The 17,199-nt window shown below is 73.3% G+C and carries 15 protein-coding genes; 9 read left to right on the top strand and 6 right to left on the bottom strand.

Features of this window, described 5'->3' with window-relative positions; all coding sequences use genetic code 11:
• Nucleotides 1-9 precede the first annotated feature (9 nt).
• Nucleotides 10-906: an oxygenase MpaB family protein gene (locus ACFW2G_RS26495; RefSeq protein WP_384580865.1), complete on the top strand. Its 897-nt coding sequence runs from the start codon at nt 10-12 to the stop codon at nt 904-906.
• Nucleotides 907-964: 58 nt separating this feature from the next.
• On the opposite strand, the gene ACFW2G_RS26490 is transcribed toward ACFW2G_RS26495, so the two are convergent.
• Nucleotides 965-2,524 carry a M1 family metallopeptidase gene (locus tag ACFW2G_RS26490; RefSeq protein ID WP_384580863.1) on the bottom strand — a complete coding sequence of 520 codons (1,560 nt, stop codon included), beginning with the start codon at nt 2,522-2,524 and terminating at the stop codon, nt 965-967.
• Nucleotides 2,525-2,875: 351 nt separating this feature from the next.
• Here ACFW2G_RS26490 and ACFW2G_RS26485 point away from each other — a divergent pair, with 351 nt between their 5' ends.
• From ACFW2G_RS26485 to ACFW2G_RS26465, 5 genes are all read left to right on the top strand, one after another.
• A complete protein-coding gene (locus tag ACFW2G_RS26485) occupies nt 2,876-3,739 on the top strand; it encodes a hypothetical protein (RefSeq protein ID WP_037915995.1) in 864 nt (287 codons plus the stop codon).
• Nucleotides 3,740-3,823: 84 nt separating this feature from the next.
• Nucleotides 3,824-6,247: a Tex family protein gene (locus tag ACFW2G_RS26480; RefSeq protein WP_384580861.1), complete on the top strand. Its 2,424-nt coding sequence runs from the start codon at nt 3,824-3,826 to the stop codon at nt 6,245-6,247.
• 325 nt (nt 6,248-6,572) lie between these two features.
• Entirely contained in the window at nt 6,573-7,073 is a 501-nt protein-coding gene (locus ACFW2G_RS26475) for an ImmA/IrrE family metallo-endopeptidase (protein ID WP_037916001.1), read from the top strand.
• Nucleotides 7,063-8,250: an MAB_1171c family putative transporter gene (locus ACFW2G_RS26470; RefSeq protein WP_384580859.1), complete on the top strand. Its 1,188-nt coding sequence runs from the start codon at nt 7,063-7,065 to the stop codon at nt 8,248-8,250. Before ACFW2G_RS26475 ends, ACFW2G_RS26470 begins: the two co-directional genes overlap by 11 nt.
• Nucleotides 8,247-9,026, top strand: a complete 780-nt coding sequence (locus ACFW2G_RS26465; RefSeq protein WP_384447501.1) for an SDR family NAD(P)-dependent oxidoreductase — start codon at nt 8,247-8,249, stop codon at nt 9,024-9,026. Before ACFW2G_RS26470 ends, ACFW2G_RS26465 begins: the two co-directional genes overlap by 4 nt.
• Before the next feature lie 147 nt (nt 9,027-9,173).
• On the opposite strand, the gene ACFW2G_RS26460 is transcribed toward ACFW2G_RS26465, so the two are convergent.
• Entirely contained in the window at nt 9,174-9,614 is a 441-nt protein-coding gene (locus ACFW2G_RS26460) for a hypothetical protein (protein ID WP_037916007.1), read from the bottom strand.
• 105 nt (nt 9,615-9,719) lie between these two features.
• On the opposite strand from ACFW2G_RS26460, the gene ACFW2G_RS26455 reads away from it, so the two are divergent.
• Nucleotides 9,720-11,024: a cutinase family protein gene (locus tag ACFW2G_RS26455; RefSeq protein ID WP_384447504.1), complete on the top strand. Its 1,305-nt coding sequence runs from the start codon at nt 9,720-9,722 to the stop codon at nt 11,022-11,024.
• Nucleotides 11,025-11,075: 51 nt separating this feature from the next.
• Here ACFW2G_RS26455 and ACFW2G_RS26450 read toward each other — a convergent pair whose 3' ends face one another.
• The gene (locus ACFW2G_RS26450; RefSeq protein WP_037916013.1) at nt 11,076-12,713 is read right to left on the bottom strand and encodes an ABC-F family ATP-binding cassette domain-containing protein; all 1,638 of its coding nucleotides are present in this window, start codon (nt 12,711-12,713) and stop codon (nt 11,076-11,078) included.
• Nucleotides 12,714-12,855: 142 nt separating this feature from the next.
• A complete protein-coding gene (locus tag ACFW2G_RS26445) occupies nt 12,856-13,608 on the bottom strand; it encodes an enoyl-CoA hydratase/isomerase family protein (RefSeq protein WP_384580857.1) in 753 nt (250 codons plus the stop codon).
• 146 nt (nt 13,609-13,754) lie between these two features.
• On the opposite strand from ACFW2G_RS26445, the gene ACFW2G_RS26440 reads away from it, so the two are divergent.
• Both ACFW2G_RS26440 and ACFW2G_RS26435 read left to right on the top strand, forming a co-directional pair.
• Entirely contained in the window at nt 13,755-14,441 is a 687-nt protein-coding gene (locus ACFW2G_RS26440; protein WP_384580855.1) for an HdeD family acid-resistance protein, read from the top strand.
• Nucleotides 14,442-14,571: 130 nt separating this feature from the next.
• Nucleotides 14,572-15,066, top strand: coding sequence for an ATP-binding protein (locus ACFW2G_RS26435; protein ID WP_384447678.1), 495 nt, complete (start codon nt 14,572-14,574; stop codon nt 15,064-15,066).
• Between the two features lie 36 nt (nt 15,067-15,102).
• Here the strand turns inward: ACFW2G_RS26435 and idi are convergent, their stop codons facing one another.
• Nucleotides 15,103-15,702 (bottom strand): isopentenyl-diphosphate Delta-isomerase, encoded by a 600-nt coding sequence (gene idi, locus ACFW2G_RS26430; RefSeq protein ID WP_037916025.1) that lies wholly within the window; start codon nt 15,700-15,702, stop codon nt 15,103-15,105.
• Nucleotides 15,703-15,884: 182 nt separating this feature from the next.
• Complete coding sequence (locus ACFW2G_RS26425; protein WP_384580852.1) at nt 15,885-17,198, bottom strand: GNAT family N-acetyltransferase; 1,314 nt, start codon at nt 17,196-17,198, stop codon at nt 15,885-15,887.
• Nucleotide 17,199 lies beyond the last annotated feature (1 nt).

Genomic DNA, 17,199 nt, shown 5'->3' with positions numbered 1-17,199 from the left:
ACTTGTCGTATGACGGAGATCGACTCGGCACACCCCAGCGGACCTGCGGCTACGCGCCGCACCGACCCCGAACCGCCACCGCCCGGCGGGGTGCTGTGGACCATCGCCGGCGACGTCCGCGCCTTGCTGATGCTGCCCGCCGCCTTCACCCTGCAGGTCGCCCACCCGGCCATCGCGGCCGGCGTCGACGAGTACTCCGTCTTCCGCACCGACCCCTGGGGTCGCGGCGAGCGCTCCCTGCGCTCGGTCCAGCTGTGGGTGTACGGAGGCGAGGGGGCCGCCGAGGAGGGCCGCAGGGTACGCCGCCTGCACAAGGACATCCAGGGCACCGACACCCGCGGCCGGCGCTACCACTCCCTTGACCCGGCCTGCTACGCCTGGGTCCACGCCACCGGCTTCCCGGTCTACCTCTACGCCGGCCGCTACCTGCTGCGCCGCTTCACCCCCGCCCAGGAGCATCAGCTCTACCGCGAATGGCTGCAGGTCGGCCGGATCCTCGGCCTGCACGACCGGGACATGCCGCAGACCGTCGAGGAGTACTGGAGGTACTGGGCCAGGATGCTGGCCGAGGAGATCGAGCCCACCGCGGTCGCCCGCGAGCTCGTCGCCACCGACGTGCCGCTGCCCCCGCCCGAGGGCGGCCCGCTTCCCGTGCGGCTGCTGGTGCGGCTGACCTGGCCCGTGCTGCGCGCGGCCTTCCTGCACCTGCGGGCCTTCGTCACCGCCGGGTACATGCCGCCCGAGGCCCGGGCCGCGATCGGGCTGGAGTGGAGCCCGGCCCAGGAGCGCAGGCTCCGCCGGTTCAGCACCGCCGTACGGATCCTCGTCCCGCTGCTGCCGGAGCGGCTGCGCTACCTGCCGATCGCCTACCGGGCGCGCGCCGCCTGGCACGCGGGCCGCCGCTGACGACCGGGCACGCGGCCCCCGCGAGCAGCGGGAGCCGCGTGCGCGGCGCGGCGCGGCGTCAGTGCCGGTGGCCGGGCCCGGAGCCGTGCTCGGTGTCGTGGACCGTGTTCGTCTCCGCGATCTTCTTCCAGGACTTCGGTTCGGCGGCTGCCCCCGCCGGTGCGGACTGCGGCGGGGCCGGCCGGGCCGAACGGGCCGACGGCCCGGCGGACGCCGGGTGCAGCGCCGACGCGTCGGGCCTGCCCGGGGTGTAGAGCCAGGTCTCGAACAGCTGGGCCAGTGGCGTGCGAGAGACCTTCTCCGCGTACCGTACGAAGTCACCCACCCCGGCGTTGCCGTGGGCCCGCTCGGTCGGCCAGCCCTTGAGGATCCGGAAGAACGCCTCGTCGCCGATCTCGTTGCGCAGCGCCTGCAGGGCGATCGCGCCGCGGTCGTAGACGGCCCCGTGGAACTGGTTCTCCGGGCCGGGGTCGCCCGGCTTGACCTGCCAGAAGGCATCCTCCGCCGGGCGCAGGGAGTACGCCCAGTCGGCGAGCTCCTGGGCGGTGCCCTCGCCCTCCTTCTCCGACCACAGCCACTGGCTGTAGCGGGCGAACCCCTCGTTGATCCAGATGTCCTTCCAGCCCTTCACGGACACGCTGTCGCCGTACCACTGGTGGGCCAGCTCGTGCACCACCACCGAGACGTTCGAGCCGTTGTTGAACAGGCGCGGACCGTAGAACGGGCGCGTCTGGGTCTCCAGGGCGAAGCCGGCGTTCACGTTCGGCACGTAGCCGCCCAGCGCGTTGAAGGGGTACGGCCCGAAGACCCCCTCCAGCCACTCGGTGACCTCGCCGGTCCGCTCCACGCTCGCGCGCGCCGCCCCCGCGTTGTCACCGAGGTCCTTGCTGTACGCGTTGACGATCGGCAGCCCGCTCGCGGTCCTGTCCGTGGTGATGTCGAACTTGCCGACGGCGAGGGTGGCCAGGTAGGTCGCCTGCGGCTTGTCGGAGCGCCAGTTGTACCGCGTCCAGCCGAGCCGCGAACTCTGCGACTGGAGCACGCCGTTGCTGATGGCCTGGGTGCCGTCGGGCACGCTGACGGAGACGTCGAAGGTCGCCTTGTCCAGCGGGTGGTCGTTACTCGGGAACCACCAGACCGCCGAGTCGGGCTCCTGCGCGGCCACCCCGCCGTCCGGGGTGCGGTGCCAGGCGGTCCATCCGTCGATCTTCAGCTCGGAGGGCTTGCCGGCGTACGTGACGACGACGGTCAGCGGGGTGTCGCGCGCCAGCGGCTTCGCCGGGGTCACCTCCACCTCGTGCGCACCGGACGCGGCGAACTTCGCCCTGGCACCGTTGACCCGGATCTCGCTGACCCGGAGGCCGAAGTCGAGGTTGAAGCGGGACAGGTCCTGCGTGGTGGTGGCGATCAGGGTCGCGGTGCCTTCCAGCAGGTCCGTCGCCGGCTGGTACTTCAGGCGCAGGTCGTAGTGCGACACGTCGTATCCGCCGTTGCCGCTGGCCGGGTAGTAGGGGTCGCCGATACCCGGGGTGCCCGGACCGTAGCTCGCCGCCGACGCCGGGACCACCAGCAGGAGGGAAGCGGCGAGCACGCTCGGGGCGATGACTTTGCGGTGCACGAATGACTCCAAGTGGTTGGGGAGACAGCTCGGTTCGAGGTCGTCGCTCGACCGTATTCACCCCTGGCCGCTCAGGCCGTGTCCATGGCGCCCACTGTCACACGATCGCCATTCGGCCGTCACGCGACCGCGTGCGCAGCGGTGCCGATCCGCCCGCCGCGGTGCCGCCGAGCCGCCCGCACCGGCCCCGGCCTGCGCCTCGCCCGCCCGCCCCGCCGGCCCGGCGCTCCCGCCGAACGGCCGGGCCCTGCCCGGGCGATCGTCCGGATCGAACCTCCGCCCGGAGGCCGGCCGGGATCGGGGGCGGGGCCGCCCTACCCGACGTACCGAACAGTCGGTACCGTGCCGCGCATGACCCTTCACCCGCTCGCCGCGCGACGCTGCTGGCACGCCGCCGTCAACCCGCTGCACGCCACCGTCTACTTCTCGCCCGAGATCGCCGAGGAGTTCGCCGCCCTCGGGATATCCGACCCCGTCGCCGTCAACCTGGCGCACCGCTCCGCCGCGATGGGGGCCGTCGGGGCCGGCGCGGTCACCGCCGCCTTCTACAACTACCGGCACGACCTCGTCGCCCGGCACCTGCCCGCCGTCTGGGACACCGTCACCCCCGAGCAGGCCCTCGCCGCCCGGCTGCGCGCCGCCGACGCCGCCCTCACCCGGCTGCTCGGCGCCGACACCGTGAAGTCCCCCGAGGTGGCCGAGGCCGCCGACCTGGCGATGCGCGCCACCGAGGGCTGCACCCGGCACGCCCGCACCCTGTACGCGGCCCACGCCGACCTCGACGTCCCCGAGGAACCGCACCTGAGGCTGTGGCACGCCACCACCCTGCTGCGCGAACATCGCGGCGACGGCCACCTCGCCGCCCTGCTCCTCGCCGGCCTGGACCCGGTCGAGGCCCTGGTCAGCCACACCGCCACCGGCAAGGGCATGACCCCGAAGTGGCTCAAGGGCATGCGCGGCTGGACGCAGGACGACCTCGACGCCGCGGCCGGCCGGCTGCGCGAGCGCGGCGTCCTCGACGCCGACGGCGAGCTGACCGAGGAGGGTACAGCCCTGCGCGAGCGGCTGGAGAGCGACACCGACCGGCTCGACGCCGCCCCCTACACGCACCTCGGCGCGGAGGGCCTGGCCCGCCTCACCGAGCTCGGCGGCGCCCTCGTCGTCAAGGCCGTGACCGCCGGGGCCTTCCCGAGGGACCTGATGGGCAGGGCCTGACGGGCAGGGCTCCCGCCGTCCGTCACGACCACCTGCCACAATTGGCAGCCTTCCAGTGCAAACGAAGGCAGGCGGGACCCGATCGTGACGATGTCCATCGAAGGCAGGATCGCCGAGGAGCTCGGCGTACGGGAGCGGCAGGTCAAGGCCGCCGTCGAGCTGCTCGACGGCGGCTCCACCGTGCCGTTCATCGCGCGCTACCGCAAGGAAGCGACCGAGATGCTCGACGACGCCCAGCTGCGCACCCTTGAGGAGCGCCTGAGGTATCTGCGCGAGCTGGAGGACCGGCGCGCGGCGATCCTGGACTCCGTACGGGAGCAGGGCAAGCTCGACGCCGAACTGGAGGCCCGGATCAACGCGGCCGACACCAAGGCGCGCCTGGAGGACATCTACCTCCCGTTCAAGCCCAAGCGCCGCACCAAGGCGCAGATCGCCCGCGAGGCCGGCCTGGAGCCGCTCGCCGACGGCCTGCTGGCCGATCCGTCGGTGGACCCGGCCGCCGCCGCGGCCGCGTTCGTCGACGCCGACCGGGGCGTCGCCGACCCGGCGGCCGCCCTGGAGGGCGCCCGAGCCATCCTCACCGAGCGGTTCGCCGAGGACGCCGACCTGATCGGCGAGCTCCGCGAGCGCATGTGGGGCCGCGGCCGGCTGGCCGCGAAGGTCCGCGAGGGCAAGGAGGAGGCCGGCGCGAAGTTCGCCGACTACTTCGACTTCGCGGAGCCGTTCACCGCGCTGCCCTCGCACCGGGTCCTGGCCATGCTGCGCGGGGAGAAGGAGGACGTCCTCGACCTCACTCTGGAGCCCGAGGCCCCCGAGGACGCCGACACCCCCGGCCCCTCCACGTACGAGGGCATGATCGCGCGCCGCTTCGGCGTCGCCGACCGCGGTCGGCCCGGCGACAAGTGGCTCGTCGACACCGTCCGCTGGTGCTGGCGCACCAAGGTCCAGGTGCACCTCGGCATCGACCTGCGGATGCGGCTGCGTCAGGCGGCGGAGGACGAGGCGGTACGGGTCTTCGCGTCGAACCTGCGCGACCTGCTGCTCGCGGCGCCCGCCGGCACCCGGGCCACCCTCGGCCTCGACCCGGGCTTCCGCACCGGTGTGAAGGTCGCCGTCGTCGATGCCACCGGCAAGGTCGTGGCCACCGACGTGATCCACCCGCACGTGCCCGCCAACCGGTGGGACGAGTCCCTCGCCAAGCTGGCCCGCCTCGCGAAGGAGCACGCGGTCGAGCTGGTCGCCATCGGCAACGGCACCGCCTCACGTGAGACGGACAAGCTGGCCGGGGACCTGATCTCCCGCCACCCGGAGCTGGGTCTCACCAAGGTGATGGTCTCGGAGGCGGGTGCCTCCGTCTACTCGGCCTCCGCCTTCGCCTCGCAGGAACTGCCCGGCATGGACGTGTCGCTGCGCGGCGCGGTCTCCATCGCCCGACGCCTCCAGGACCCGCTCGCCGAGCTGGTCAAGATCGACCCGAAGTCCATCGGCGTCGGCCAGTACCAGCACGACCTGTCCGAGGTGAAGCTCTCGCGATCCCTCGACGCGGTGGTCGAGGACTGTGTGAACGGCGTCGGCGTGGACGTCAACACCGCCTCCGCGCCGCTGCTGTCGCGGGTCTCCGGCATCAGCGGGACCCTCGCCGAGAACATCGTCGCCCACCGCGACGCCAACGGCCCCTTCCGCAACCGCAAGGGGCTCAAGGACGTGGCCCGGCTGGGTCCCAAGGCGTACGAGCAGTGCGCGGGCTTCCTGCGGATCCGCGGCGGGGACGACCCGCTGGACGCCTCCGCCGTGCACCCCGAGGCCTATCCCGTGGTCCGGGCGATGGGGAAGACGTCGGGCGGCGAGGTGGCCGCGCTGATCGGCAACACCGGGGTCCTGCGCTCCCTGCGGCCCGAGCAGTTCGTCACCGAGGCCTTCGGTCTGCCCACGGTCACCGACATCCTGCGGGAGCTGGAGAAGCCGGGCCGCGACCCGCGCCCGGCCTTCAGGACGGCGACCTTCAAGGAGGGCGTCGAGAAGATCGGCGACCTCGCCCCCGGGATGATCCTGGAGGGCGTGGTCACCAACGTGGCCGCCTTCGGCGCCTTCATCGACATCGGTGTCCACCAGGACGGTCTGGCGCACGTCTCGGCGCTGTCGAAGAACTTCGTCAAGGACCCCCGGGACGTCGTCAAGCCGGGCGACATCGTCCGCGTCAAGGTCCTGGACGTGGACATCCCGCGCAAGCGGATCTCGCTGACCCTCCGGCTGGAGGACGAGGCCGGTGCCGAGCGCGGCGCGGGTGCCCCGCGCCAGCGCGACGAGCGGCGCGGCGGCGGCCGTCCCCCGCAGCAGCGCGGCGGAGCGGGCGGCCAGGGCGGAGGCAGGAGCCAGGGCGAGCGGGGCCAGAGCGGCGGCCAGGGACGGCGCCAGGGCGGCGGAGCCCCCGCGCCCGCCAACAGCGCGATGGCCGACGCGCTGCGACGGGCCGGCCTCACCGGACCCGAGGAGCGCCGCAAGCGCTGACAGGAGCGTCGAGGGCGTGCGGGGGAGGCCCCGTACGCCCGTGGTCGTGTCCGCCCCCCGGGGCGGCTGCCCGGCCACCCGGCGCGTGAGGACCTTCGTACGCGATGGCCGAATAGGTTCCCCACCTGGGGACTTTCCTTGCCAACTCCCGTACAAGATCTGTAGGCATGGTGGAACGCCCGTTCGTCGTCCGGCGGACGGGCTTCCGTGTTTCCTCCCCCTCAGGACTGCATTCCCCGAGGCCGCCTTGAAGGCACAGGACGTCATGCCCATGCCCACACACGCCTACCGACGCTGCCCCGGACAGGCGCCGAAGAGGGATCACATGCCCCACCGGCAACTCAGCATTCGCAAAAGGTGCGAGAACATTCTCGGCCATCTGGATCTGACCCACCCGTTCTCCCTGGACGTCCTGTGCCGCCGGATCGCGGAGCAGCGCGGCCGCCCCATCCGGCTCCACCCCCTGCCCAAGGAGGCGGCGGAATCCGGTGTCTGCGGCCTCTGGGTGGGCACGGCCAGCGTCGACTACGTCTTCTACGAGGCGCAGACCACCCCGCTGCACCGGGAGCACATCGTCCTCCACGAGCTCGGCCACATCCTCTTCGGACACCACTCGCTGGAGGGCGAGGAGAGCGACGGCAGCGCCCCCGTGGTGCTCGGCCGCACCAACTACACCACCCGCCAGGAGCAGGAGGCGGAGATGCTCGCGAGCATGATCCGCATCCGGACCGCCAACGCCGGCCCCCGCACAGCGGGCCAGGGCCGGGGCGCCCTGGCCCGACTGGAGTCCGCCATGGGGTACGAGCGGGGCACCGATGGCGGCTGATCTGACCGCCTTCGGCAACAGCCTCGCCGTCCCGGGCGTGGTCTGTCTGTGGCTCGCCGTCCTGCTGCGCGCCCCCGGCGCCCTGCGCTCGCCCCAGCAGCGCGGCCTGTGGCTGGCCGTCGCCACCGCCGCCGCGGCGATGACCCTGAACCTGCCGGAGGTCGTCTCCTACGCGATGACCCGCGGCGCCTCCTACGCCCACACCATCGGCCTCGTCCGCAACCTCATCGGGGTGCTGTCGGCGGGCGCCGTCCTCTACTTCGTCGCCGCCGCCACGCGCGGTCGCCGCCTCCGGCTGGCCTCCTGCGCCGCCACCGCAGCCTGGCTGGCCCTGCTGGTGGCGCTGGACGCCACCGCACCCGGCCACGGCACGCATACCATGCCCCCGGTCGGCGACCCGGTGCCCTCCCTCGCGTACTGGCTCGTCCTGATCTCCGCCCACCTGGTCGCCAACACCGTCTGCGTGTCCGTGTGCTGGCGCTACAGCCGGCGCACCGAAAGCCGGGGGCTGGCCGCCGGCCTGCGCCTCTTCGGCCTCGGCACCGCGCTCGCCGGGCTGTTCTGGCTGGCCTACCTGCTCAAGGCCCTGTCCGCCGGAACCTGGGCGATGCCCGCCCTCCCGCTGCTGATGAACCTGCACGGCCTGCTGCGCGCCGCCGCGATCCTCGTGCCCACCGTGTTCACCCTCCGCCGCACCATCGCCGACACCACCACCGCCTGGCGGCTGTGGCCGCTGTGGCGCGACCTGGTCGAGGCGGTCCCGCACGTCGCCCTCAACAAGCCGCGCTCGGGCCGGGTGGTGGAGCTGCTCTGGCCGCCGGTACCGCGCAACCTGCTGGTCTACCGCAAGGTCATCGAGACGCGCGACGCCATCCTGATCCTGGGCGAGCATGTCCGGCCGGGCGCCCTGGAGCAGGCCCGCGGCCATGTCGCCGACCACGGGATCCCCGAGCAGCGGCGTACCGCGGCCGCGCTCGCCCGGGTACTGAAGGACGCACGGCGGGCCAGGCTCGCCGGGCTGCCCGGGCAGACGGGCGAGGCGGCCGGGCTGGAACTGCCCGCGGCCATCCAGAGTTCGAACGAAGGCGGGGACCTGGCGGACGAGGCCCGGTTCCTCGTCGACGTCGCCGAGGCCTACACCTCGCCGGCCACCACCGAGGAAGTGAACGCACCGTGACCACCGTACTGATCACCGGAGCCAGCGCCGGACTGGGTGCCGCCTTCGCCCGGGGATTTGCCGCCAAGGGCTGCGACCTGATCCTCGTCGCCCGCGACACGGACCGGCTCGACGGTGTCGCCGGCGCGCTGGCCCGCGAGTACGGCACCGCCTCCGAGGTGCTGCCCGCCGACCTGCTGGACGAGACGGGCCTTGCAGCGGTCGCCGAGCGGCTCGCCGACCACACCCGGCCCGTGGACATCCTGGTCAACAACGCCGGCTTCGGGCTTCCCGCCCCCTTCCCGTACAGCCCGGTCGAGGACGAGGAGCGCATGCTCGACCTCCTCGTCAGGGTCCCGCTCCGGCTCACCCACGCCGCGCTGCCCGGTCTGCGCGAGCGCCGCCGCGGAGCCGTCGTCAACGTCTCCTCGGTGGCCGGACTGCTGCCCACCGGCACCTACGGGGCCGCCAAGGCCTGGGTCACCGCGTTCAGCGAGTCCCTCCGGGTGGACATGGAACCCCACAACGTCCGTGTGCTGGCCGTCGTCCCCGGCTTCACCCGCACCGAGTTCCAGGAGCGCGCCGGAATGGACGTCAGCGCGCTGCGCGACGCGGTCTGGCTGGAACCGGAGGCCGTCGTCGGGCAGGCGCTCAAGGACCTCGCCCTGCGCCGCCCGGTCAGCATCACCGGCCGCCGCTACCAGGCCTACGCCCTGGCCGCCCGGCACCTCCCGCGCGCCTTCGTCGCCCGGAGGATGGCCCGCAGGCGCAGGCCCCCGGCCGGTCCGGACGCATGACGGGCGGCCTGGACCGGGCCTGCCGGACCCTGTGGTCCGGTTCCGGCGCACGCCACGAGCTGCCCGACGGCATGGGTGCACCGAACCCGCGGCGGGCTCCTGCGAGGGCGCGCCGGCCGGGAGCCCGGGCGGGTGACCGGAGCCGGCTCACGGCCCCTGCGGGCCGTGCCGGTCGAGCTGGTCCTGAAGGTCGTCCCAGCGGATGGTCTCCCAGCGCTCGGTCAGGGCGGACAGCAGCCGTCGGGAGTCCTCGGCGTCGAGGTCGGGCAGGGTCAGCGTGCGTGCCTGCCGGGCCCTGCGCGCGAAGCCCTCGCAGAGCAGGGCCAGCGTCTCGGCCTTGCGGGCCTGGTCGGCGGGGCGGCTGAAGCCCAGTACGGCTCCCAGCGCGGAGGAGGCGAGGGCGAGCACGGCCGCCGGGCCCTGGTGCTGCTGCGAGGCCAGGACGCTGACTCCGGCCAGCGCCGAGAGGACCGCCACGGTCAGCCCCGCCCATGTTTCGACGAAGCGCCACCACACCGCCCAGCTCCGCTGGCCCCGCGCGGTCTTCGCCGCCAGCTCCTCCAGCGCGGAGATCTCCTCGGCGGCCATGCCGCGCACGGTGTGCGCCAGGTCTGTCTCTCCGTCAACGCCTTCGCTACGCTCGGTAGTACGAGGACGAGCACGGCCACGGACCTCGGGGGGAGTGGTGGAGTCGTGATCCGCAGAAGGTGTCTGGTGCTCCTGGTCCTGATCGGGCTCGCGCTGACGGGGTGTTCCCGTGAAACCGTCGGACAGGGCCCCTCCCGGCGCTACGGCACGCTCACCCAGGACTGCTCGGAGGAGTACATCGTGGTGTTCGCCCGTGGATCGAGTCAACCCCAGGACGTGTCGGGGCAGCCCGAGACCCGGCGCTTCTTCGACGCGATCGACGAGGTGATCCGCCACGAGGCGAAGATCGGGTTCATCTCGGTGGAGTACCCGGCGCGCGGCGGCCACACCGGCAACTGGGAGGCGTACCGCAACCAGGCCACGTCCGGCTCCTACCACGACAGTCGGGCCGCCGGATCGGAGGCGGCGGCCCGTCTGTTGAACGACCGCTCAGCGCACTGCGACGGGCTCGAAGCGGGGACGAAGGGGCGCGCCCGGCAGTGGTTCATCCTCGGCGGCTACTCGCAGGGAGCCCACGTCATGCGCGAAGCGCTCTTCCGGTTGACCGACGCGGCCAGGCAACGGGTGCTCTACGTCGCCCTGTTCGGGGATCCCACCTTCCGGGACTCGGAGATCGCGGCCGGCAGTCGCCAGAAGGGCGCCCAGGGCGTCTTCGGCGGGCCGGAACAACAGGTCCCGGCGGACCTCGTGGACAACACCGAGTCGTACTGCGACGGTCGGGACCTGTTCTGCGGCGGCGGCCGGGAGCTGGGCGCCCTCGCGGCCAGCCAGGCCAAGGACATCCTGCTCAGCGCGGTGGGCCGGCAGTCGGCACACGCCCTCTACCCCTTCGAGGAGATGTACGAGGCGGCCGCCCGGTACCTCAGGCGCCGGACCGTGCCCTTCGCCTTGCCGCACATCGACATCAACAGCGGTCAGTTCGCCGGCCGGTACGAGGGCACCGCCGGATGCGCATGGAGCGGCGAGGTGGGCTACTCCGAGCCCGGGCTGATGATGTACCTGACCCTCGACATCACCCCGGAGGGCACGGACCTCAGCGGTACCGAACGGGTCGACCGCCTCACCGCAGTACTCACCTACGAGGACACCGGCCGGCCTCGGCGCAAGCGCCTGGGTCAGGCACAGCTGGCGGGGACCGCACGGGAGGGCGGCGTCGACCTCAAGCACCAGAAGTGGCTCAGCGGCGGCGAGGGGGTGACGCCTCTGGACGTCGTCGCCGAGGCCTCGTTCCGGGTGACGGGGGAGGGGCCGGTCGGCAAGGCCAAGAAGCTCGCCGCCCTCGCCACCCCGCTCTCCGGCCACCAGGGCTGCTTCTACCGGCTGGGCGACACGGTCCGCACCGGCCGGTGAACGGCGGCCGGCGGCCTTGCCGCCCCCGCCCCGCACCGGACGGCTCCGGCCCTACAGCTCGGTGACCCTGCCGCCGGAGACCTCCAGGCGGCGGGTCACCCGGACCGCGTCGAGCATCCGGCGGTCGTGCGTGACCAGCAGGAGCGTGCCCTCGTACGACTCCAGGGCAGACTCCAGCTGCTCGATCGCCGGGAGGTCGAGGTGGTTGGTCGGCTCGTCCAGGACCAGCAGGTTCACTCCGCGGCCCTGGAGCAGCGCGAGCGCGGCACGGGTGCGCTCACCGGGGGAGAGGGTCGCCGCCGGGCGCAGGACGTGTGCCGCCTTGAGCCCGAACTTGGCCAGCAGGGTGCGCACTTCGGCGGGCTCGGTGTCCGGGACGGCCGCGCAGAACGCCTCCAGCAGGGGTTCGTCCCCGAGGAACAGGCCGCGGGCCTGGTCGACCTCGCCGACGAGGACGCCGGAGCCGAGGGCGGCCGAGCCGGTGTCGGGGGCCAGCCGGCCCAGGAGCACCGCGAGGAGGGTGGACTTGCCGGCACCGTTGGCCCCGGTGATCGCCACCCGATCGGCCCAGTCGATCTGCAGGCTGGCCGGACCGAAGGAGAAGTCCCCGCGCTTGAGAGCCGCCTCGCGCAGGGTGGCCACCACGGAGCCCGAGCGGGGCGCCGCCGCGATCTCCATGCGCAGCTCCCATTCCTTGCGGGGCTCCTCGACGACCTCCAGGCGTTCGATCGCGCGCTGCGTCTGGCGGGCCTTGGCTGCCTGCTTCTCGCTGGACTCGCCGCGCAGGGCCTTGCCGATCTTGTCGTTGTCGGTGGACTTGCGGCGGGCGTTGCGCACGCCCTTGTCCATCCAGTTGCGCTGCATCTGGGCCCGGCCCTCCAGGGCGGCCTTCTTGTCGGCGTACTCCTCGAACTCCTCTCGGGCGTGGCTGCGAGCCCGCGCGCGCTCCTCCAGGTAGGAGTCGTAGCCGCCGCCGTAGAGGTTGATCTGCTGCTGCGCCAGGTCGAGTTCGAGCACCTTGGTGACGGTCCGCGTCAGGAACTCGCGGTCGTGGCTGATCACGACGGTCCCGGCGCGCAGCCCCTTGACGAACCGCTCCAGCCGCTCCAGACCGTCCAGGTCCAGGTCGTTGGTGGGCTCGTCGAGCAGGAAGACGTCGTAGCGGGAGAGGAGGAGCGAGGCCAGGCCGGCCCGGGCCGCCTGCCCGCCGGACAGCGCCGTCATCGGCAGGTCGAGGCCGATGGTCAGGCCGAGGTCGTCGGCGACCTCCTCGGCGCGCTCGTCGAGGTCGGCGCCGCCGAGGTCGAGCCACCGGTCGAGCGCGGCCGCGTACGCGTCGTCCGCGCCCGGCGTGCCGTCCACCAGGCCCTGCGTCGCCGTGTCGAGCTCCGCCTGGGCGGCGGCCACGCCGGTCCGCCGGGCCAGGAACTCCCGTACCGACTCGTCGGGCCGGCGCTCCGGTTCCTGCGGGAGGTGGCCGACGGCGGCGGTGGGCGGTGAGAGCCGCAGGTCCCCGGTCTCGGGGGTGTCCAGCCCGGCGAGCAGGCGCAGCAGGGTCGACTTCCCGGCGCCGTTCACGCCGACGAGGCCGATGACGTCGCCGGGCGCGACGACGAGGTCGAGATCGGCGAACAGCGTGCGCTCACCGTGCGCGGCGGTGAGCTTCTTGGCGACGAGGGTTGCAGTCATGATGGGCCGATCCTATCGGCGTGCCGGCCGGCCCCCGGCGCGGCCGGACAGGCGGGACGCCCTGCATGGCGCCCACCCGAGGGGGTCTGCCCACCACGCGGCCACGGGATCGTCGCCGTGCGGCGTCCTCACGGGGGCGTCGTCACGGGGCCCATGTGAAGCGGGGCGCCCGGCGTTCCAGGAACGCGGCGACGCCCTCGGCAGTGTCGTCGCTCCCGGCCGCCTGCTCCTCCCAGTACGCCTCCCGGTCGGTGCGGCCGTCCGCGAATTCCTTGGCGGCCGCCTGCGTCAGCTGCGAGCGGGAGGCCAGGACCTTCGTGAACGCGGCCACGCGCTGGTCGAGCCCGCCGGCCGGCAGCAGCTCGTTGAGGAACCCGGCGCGCAGCGCCTCTTCCGCCCCCATCAGCTCCGCGGAGAACAGGAGGTACTTGGCCCAGGCCGGGCCGACCAGGGAGGCGAGCCTGCGGGTGGAGGACGCCGGGTAGACGATGCCCAGCTTCGCCGGGGTCACCCCGAAGGACGCCCCCTCCTCGGCGAAACGCAGGTCGCAGGCGGCCGCCAGCTGGCTGCCGCCGCCCACGCAGAAGCCCCGGATCGCCGCCAGGGTCGGCTTGGGGAAGGCCGCCAGGGCCTCCTCCGCAGCCACCGCGAGGGCCCGCGGGTCCTCGTCCCCGGTGAGGGAGGAGATGTCGGCGCCCGCGCAGAACGTCGGCCCGGCTCCGGTCAGGACGAGCACCCGGACGGCCGGGTCGCAGGCCAGGCCGTCCAGCAGCCCGGGGAGCCTCCGCCACATCGCGGCGGTCATGGCGTTGCGCTTGGCGGGGTGCGAGACGACGACGGTGGCGAGCCCGTCGCAGACCGTGTGCAGGAGGGTTGCGTCCCGGGCTTCATCCATGCGCCGGATGCTATCCCGGGCGGTGAAACCTATGATCAGGGGAGTCCTCGGGGGGCGTCTCGTCGGTCCGGCGGACCGACGGGCGGGGTCCGCTGCGACGGGGTCTTCCCGGACCCCACCAGGGGGTGTGAGGAGGTGGCACGTCCATGGGTGCAGACCGTGCGCAGGACACCGCGGCCGGAGGCGGGGAACCGCGGCGGGAGAAGAAGAAGGTCAGCCGCAGCTTCGGGCTGATGGCCGTGCTCGGGGTGTTCCTCGTACTGGCCGGACTGGTCGGACTGATCTACACCGGCCTCGCCACGCTCACCTCGATGTTCCTCTTCGGCTGGCTGCTGCTCATCGGCGGCGTGGTCGGGCTGGTGCAGGCGGTGCAGTCGCGGGGAAGCAGCTACTTCTGGCTCGCCGTCATCGTCGCCGCGATCAACATCGCGGCCGGCTTCGTGATCCTGCGCCGCCCCGAGGCGAGCGCCGAGGCACTGACCATGTTCGCGGCCCTGCTCTTCCTCACCGGGGGACTGTTCCGGCTGGTCGGCGCCTTGGTGGTGCGCGGTGCCAACTTCGGGCTCGCGCTGGTCCAGGGCGCCTTCGGCGTGCTGCTGGGCTTCCTGATCCTCTCGAACTGGCCGGGCAACAGCCTCTACGTGATCGGAACCTTCTTCTCGCTCGCCCTGTTGTTCGACGGCCTGAGCCTCATCGCGATGGGGATGGGGGCGCGCCGCATCCTGGGGTTGGTCAGCGAAGACGAGCCGGGCGCGGGCCCCGCCGCCGGGCAGGGGGCGCGTGAGGCGGCCGAGAAGCGTCCGGCAGAAGATCAGGAACAGACCAACAACTGACGCAGTCACTCGCCAGTGGTCGGAAACTGTCCTATTGACGCTGACTTCTGGTCAGCGGTCCGGGCCGGATCCACCCCTTCACCACTCTTGTCGCGTGGAGACGATCGAGCGCGAAGACGGGGGCCGGGAGATGGACGCCAGCGGGAGCGGCCCACGAGCCGGGGAAGGGGTACCGGAGGCCCCGGCCGACCCCCTCGCCTACGAGGGTGTGTGGAGGTTCACCGCTCCCGCGGTTGAAGAATCCGTTCCGCAGGCCCGCCGGGCCGTGCGGGACCTGCTCGGGCGCCAGGGGGTGCCGGCCGCGCAGGACCTCGTGTACTCCCTGCTCCTGATCGTCTCCGAACTGGTGACGAACTCGGTGCGGCACGCCGCCCTGCTCTCGCCCGAGGTCGCGGTCGAGGTCGCGATCGGCCGCGAGTGGGTACGGGTCGCCGTCGAGGACAGTCACCCCTACCGCCCCAAGGCGCTGGAGGCCGATTTCGGCCAGACCGGAGGCCGCGGCCTCCTGCTCGTCCGGGAGATCACCCTGGAGTACGGCGGGGTCTGCGACGTCGAACACACCTCCACCGGCGGCAAGGTCGTCTGGGCGGCCCTCCCGATCGCCACCCCGCCGACCGCCCGCTGAGCGGCGGACGGCGGGAGTGGCGAGGACGCCTACGGGCTACCAGCCCGCCGCGTCGCCGGTCAGCTCGCGGATCGCGGGCCGCGCCGCGTCCAGCACGGTCATGAACCAGGCCGAGAACGGCACCTCGGCGTGCCGCTTCGCCAACTCCTCGGCGGTGACGAAGGCGGTGTCCTCGACCTCCTCCGGGTCCGGCCGCACGGCAGCCTGCGCAAGTCCCACGAACAGGTGATTGAACTCCTGCTCCACGAGGCCCGACGCGGGGTCCGGGTGGTTGTAGCGCACCGTTCCCGCCTCCGCGAGCAGCGAGGGCGACAGCCCCAGCTCCTCGTGGGTCCGCCGGGCCGCCGCCGCGAACGGAGACTCCCCGGGGTACGGGTGGCCGCAACAGGTGTTCGACCAGACGCCCGGCGAGTGGTACTTCCCGAGGGCCCGCTGCTGGAGCAGCAGACGGCCCCGCTCGTCGAACAGGAACACGGAGAACGCCCGGTGCAGCTGCCCCGGTGCCTGGTGGGCGGAGAGCTTCTCCGCCGTGCCGATGGTGTTCCCGGACTCGTCGACCAGTTCGAGCATGATCGGTTCTTGAGTACCGGTGCCGTTGGACGCGCTGTTCGCGGCGGTGGCTGGTGTGGTCGGCATACCCATCCTTCGCTTCGGACTTCGGCCTTCAGTCTGCCGTACAAAAGAGGCTTGTCCCCACTTCGGACATCCGTGTATGCACGCCCCCCGCCGCGTGCTACGGCCCGTCCCGCGGCCCCGGTCGCGGTCCGCGGGACGGCCCCTGAGCGGGGGCGGATGCCCCTGCGCGGCCCTCCCGCCCGTCAGACTCCGAACGGGGCCGGATACGCGATCGTCCCCGCCGGCACCGGTCCGGAACCGTCCAGCACCAGCGCCATCAGCGCCTCGTCGGGGACCTCGAAGGGGCCCCGGATCCCGAATCGTGACGCCGCGGTGAATCCGAAGCGCGGGTAGTAGGCCGGGTGCCCCAGCACCAGCACCAGCGACTCACCCCGCTCCCGCGCCGCCGCGAGCAGGGCCCTCACCACCGCGCTGCCCGCCCCCGAGCGCTGGTGCGCCGGAGCGACCGCCACCGGGGCGAGCGCCAGCGCCGGGGCGCCGCCGACCTCGCACCGGGTGAGCAGGGCGTGCGCCGCCACCGAGCCGTCCGGGGCCTCGACCACGTACGACAGCGCGGCCGGCCAGGAGGGGTCCGCACGCAGCGCGTCCACGAGATCCGCCTCCAGCGGGGTCTCGAAGGCCGCCAGGTGGACCGCCCGCACGGCGGCGGTGTCCGCAGCGGTCTCCGGACGGGCCGGCCAGGCCCCGTCCGCGCCGGCCTCCACCGGACGCAGGACGTAGCCCGTGTAGCCGTACTCGTGCCCGTGCCGGGCCCGTACGCCGAGCTCCTCGCGGGTGGCGGCCAGCGCCCGCGCCAGGGCAGGGGAGCCGTCCCCGGACCGGTCGCGGACCCGCTCGGCGAGTGGGCCGTAGTACTCCTCCCAGTCGGATTCGGGCAGCGGGTGCACGCCCAGGACCCGGTAGCCGGCGGCCTGCGCGGCCGCGACGTTTCCGGCGGTGGAGCGCAGCGGGTACTGGGGGTCCCAGAAGGCGCGGGCCCCGGCGGACGGCTCCGCTGCCGTCCACTCGCACTCGGTCAGCACGAGCGTGCCGCCCGGGGCGAGGAGCCGCTTCCACCGCGCGAGCGCGGTGTCGAAGCCCAGGATGTAGGCGGAGCCCTCCGCCCAGACGAGGTCGAAGGAGCCGTCCCCGGCCTCTTCGGCGGGCAGCGCGCCCATGTCCGCCTCGACGGTGCGGATCCGGTCGGTGAGGCCGCGGTCCGCCGCGGCCGCGCGGAGCTCGTCGAGGAAGGGGCCGTGCAGGTCCACGGCGGTCACCTCGGCGGCGTCCGGGCCGGGCCCGCCCGCCTCGGCGGCGAGCAGCAGCGCGCTGCGGCCCGGACCGCAGCCCAGGTCGAGGACGCGTGGACGCTCGGGCAGCGGCCCGCACAGGGACAGCAGGGCGCGGGTGCTCGCGTCGGAGCCCGGAGCCTGCCGGGGAAGGCCGTGGTGGAGGGTGAGGAAAGCCTCGAAGGAGGCGGCGTCGGTGATGCTGACGTCACTGATGTCGTCGGTCAAC

It is taken from the genome of Streptomyces sp. NPDC058880 (assembly GCF_042742535.1).
Lineage (GTDB): Bacteria > Actinomycetota > Actinomycetes > Streptomycetales > Streptomycetaceae > Streptomyces.
The sequence above is the reverse complement of the archived record's forward strand: the minus strand, read 5'-3'. Positions and strand labels throughout refer to the sequence as shown.

What these genes read in the sequence shown, in the direction of transcription:
- ACFW2G_RS26460 (WP_037916007.1), bottom strand. Translation starts at nt 9,614, where the DNA reads ATGGCCGCCGAGGAGATCTCCGCGCTGGAGGAGCTGGCGGCGAAGACC.
- idi (WP_037916025.1), bottom strand. Translation starts at nt 15,702, where the DNA reads ATGCCGACCACACCAGCCACCGCCGCGAACAGCGCGTCCAACGGCACC.
- ACFW2G_RS26440 (WP_384580855.1), top strand. Translation starts at nt 13,755, where the DNA reads ATGGGTGCAGACCGTGCGCAGGACACCGCGGCCGGAGGCGGGGAACCG.
- ACFW2G_RS26450 (WP_037916013.1), bottom strand. Translation starts at nt 12,713, where the DNA reads ATGACTGCAACCCTCGTCGCCAAGAAGCTCACCGCCGCGCACGGTGAG.
- ACFW2G_RS26475 (WP_037916001.1), top strand. Translation starts at nt 6,573, where the DNA reads ATGCCCCACCGGCAACTCAGCATTCGCAAAAGGTGCGAGAACATTCTC.
- ACFW2G_RS26435 (WP_384447678.1), top strand. Translation starts at nt 14,572, where the DNA reads ATGGACGCCAGCGGGAGCGGCCCACGAGCCGGGGAAGGGGTACCGGAG.
- ACFW2G_RS26445 (WP_384580857.1), bottom strand. Translation starts at nt 13,608, where the DNA reads ATGGATGAAGCCCGGGACGCAACCCTCCTGCACACGGTCTGCGACGGG.
- ACFW2G_RS26485 (WP_037915995.1), top strand. Translation starts at nt 2,876, where the DNA reads ATGACCCTTCACCCGCTCGCCGCGCGACGCTGCTGGCACGCCGCCGTC.
- ACFW2G_RS26495 (WP_384580865.1), top strand. Translation starts at nt 10, where the DNA reads ATGACGGAGATCGACTCGGCACACCCCAGCGGACCTGCGGCTACGCGC.
- ACFW2G_RS26470 (WP_384580859.1), top strand. Translation starts at nt 7,063, where the DNA reads ATGGCGGCTGATCTGACCGCCTTCGGCAACAGCCTCGCCGTCCCGGGC.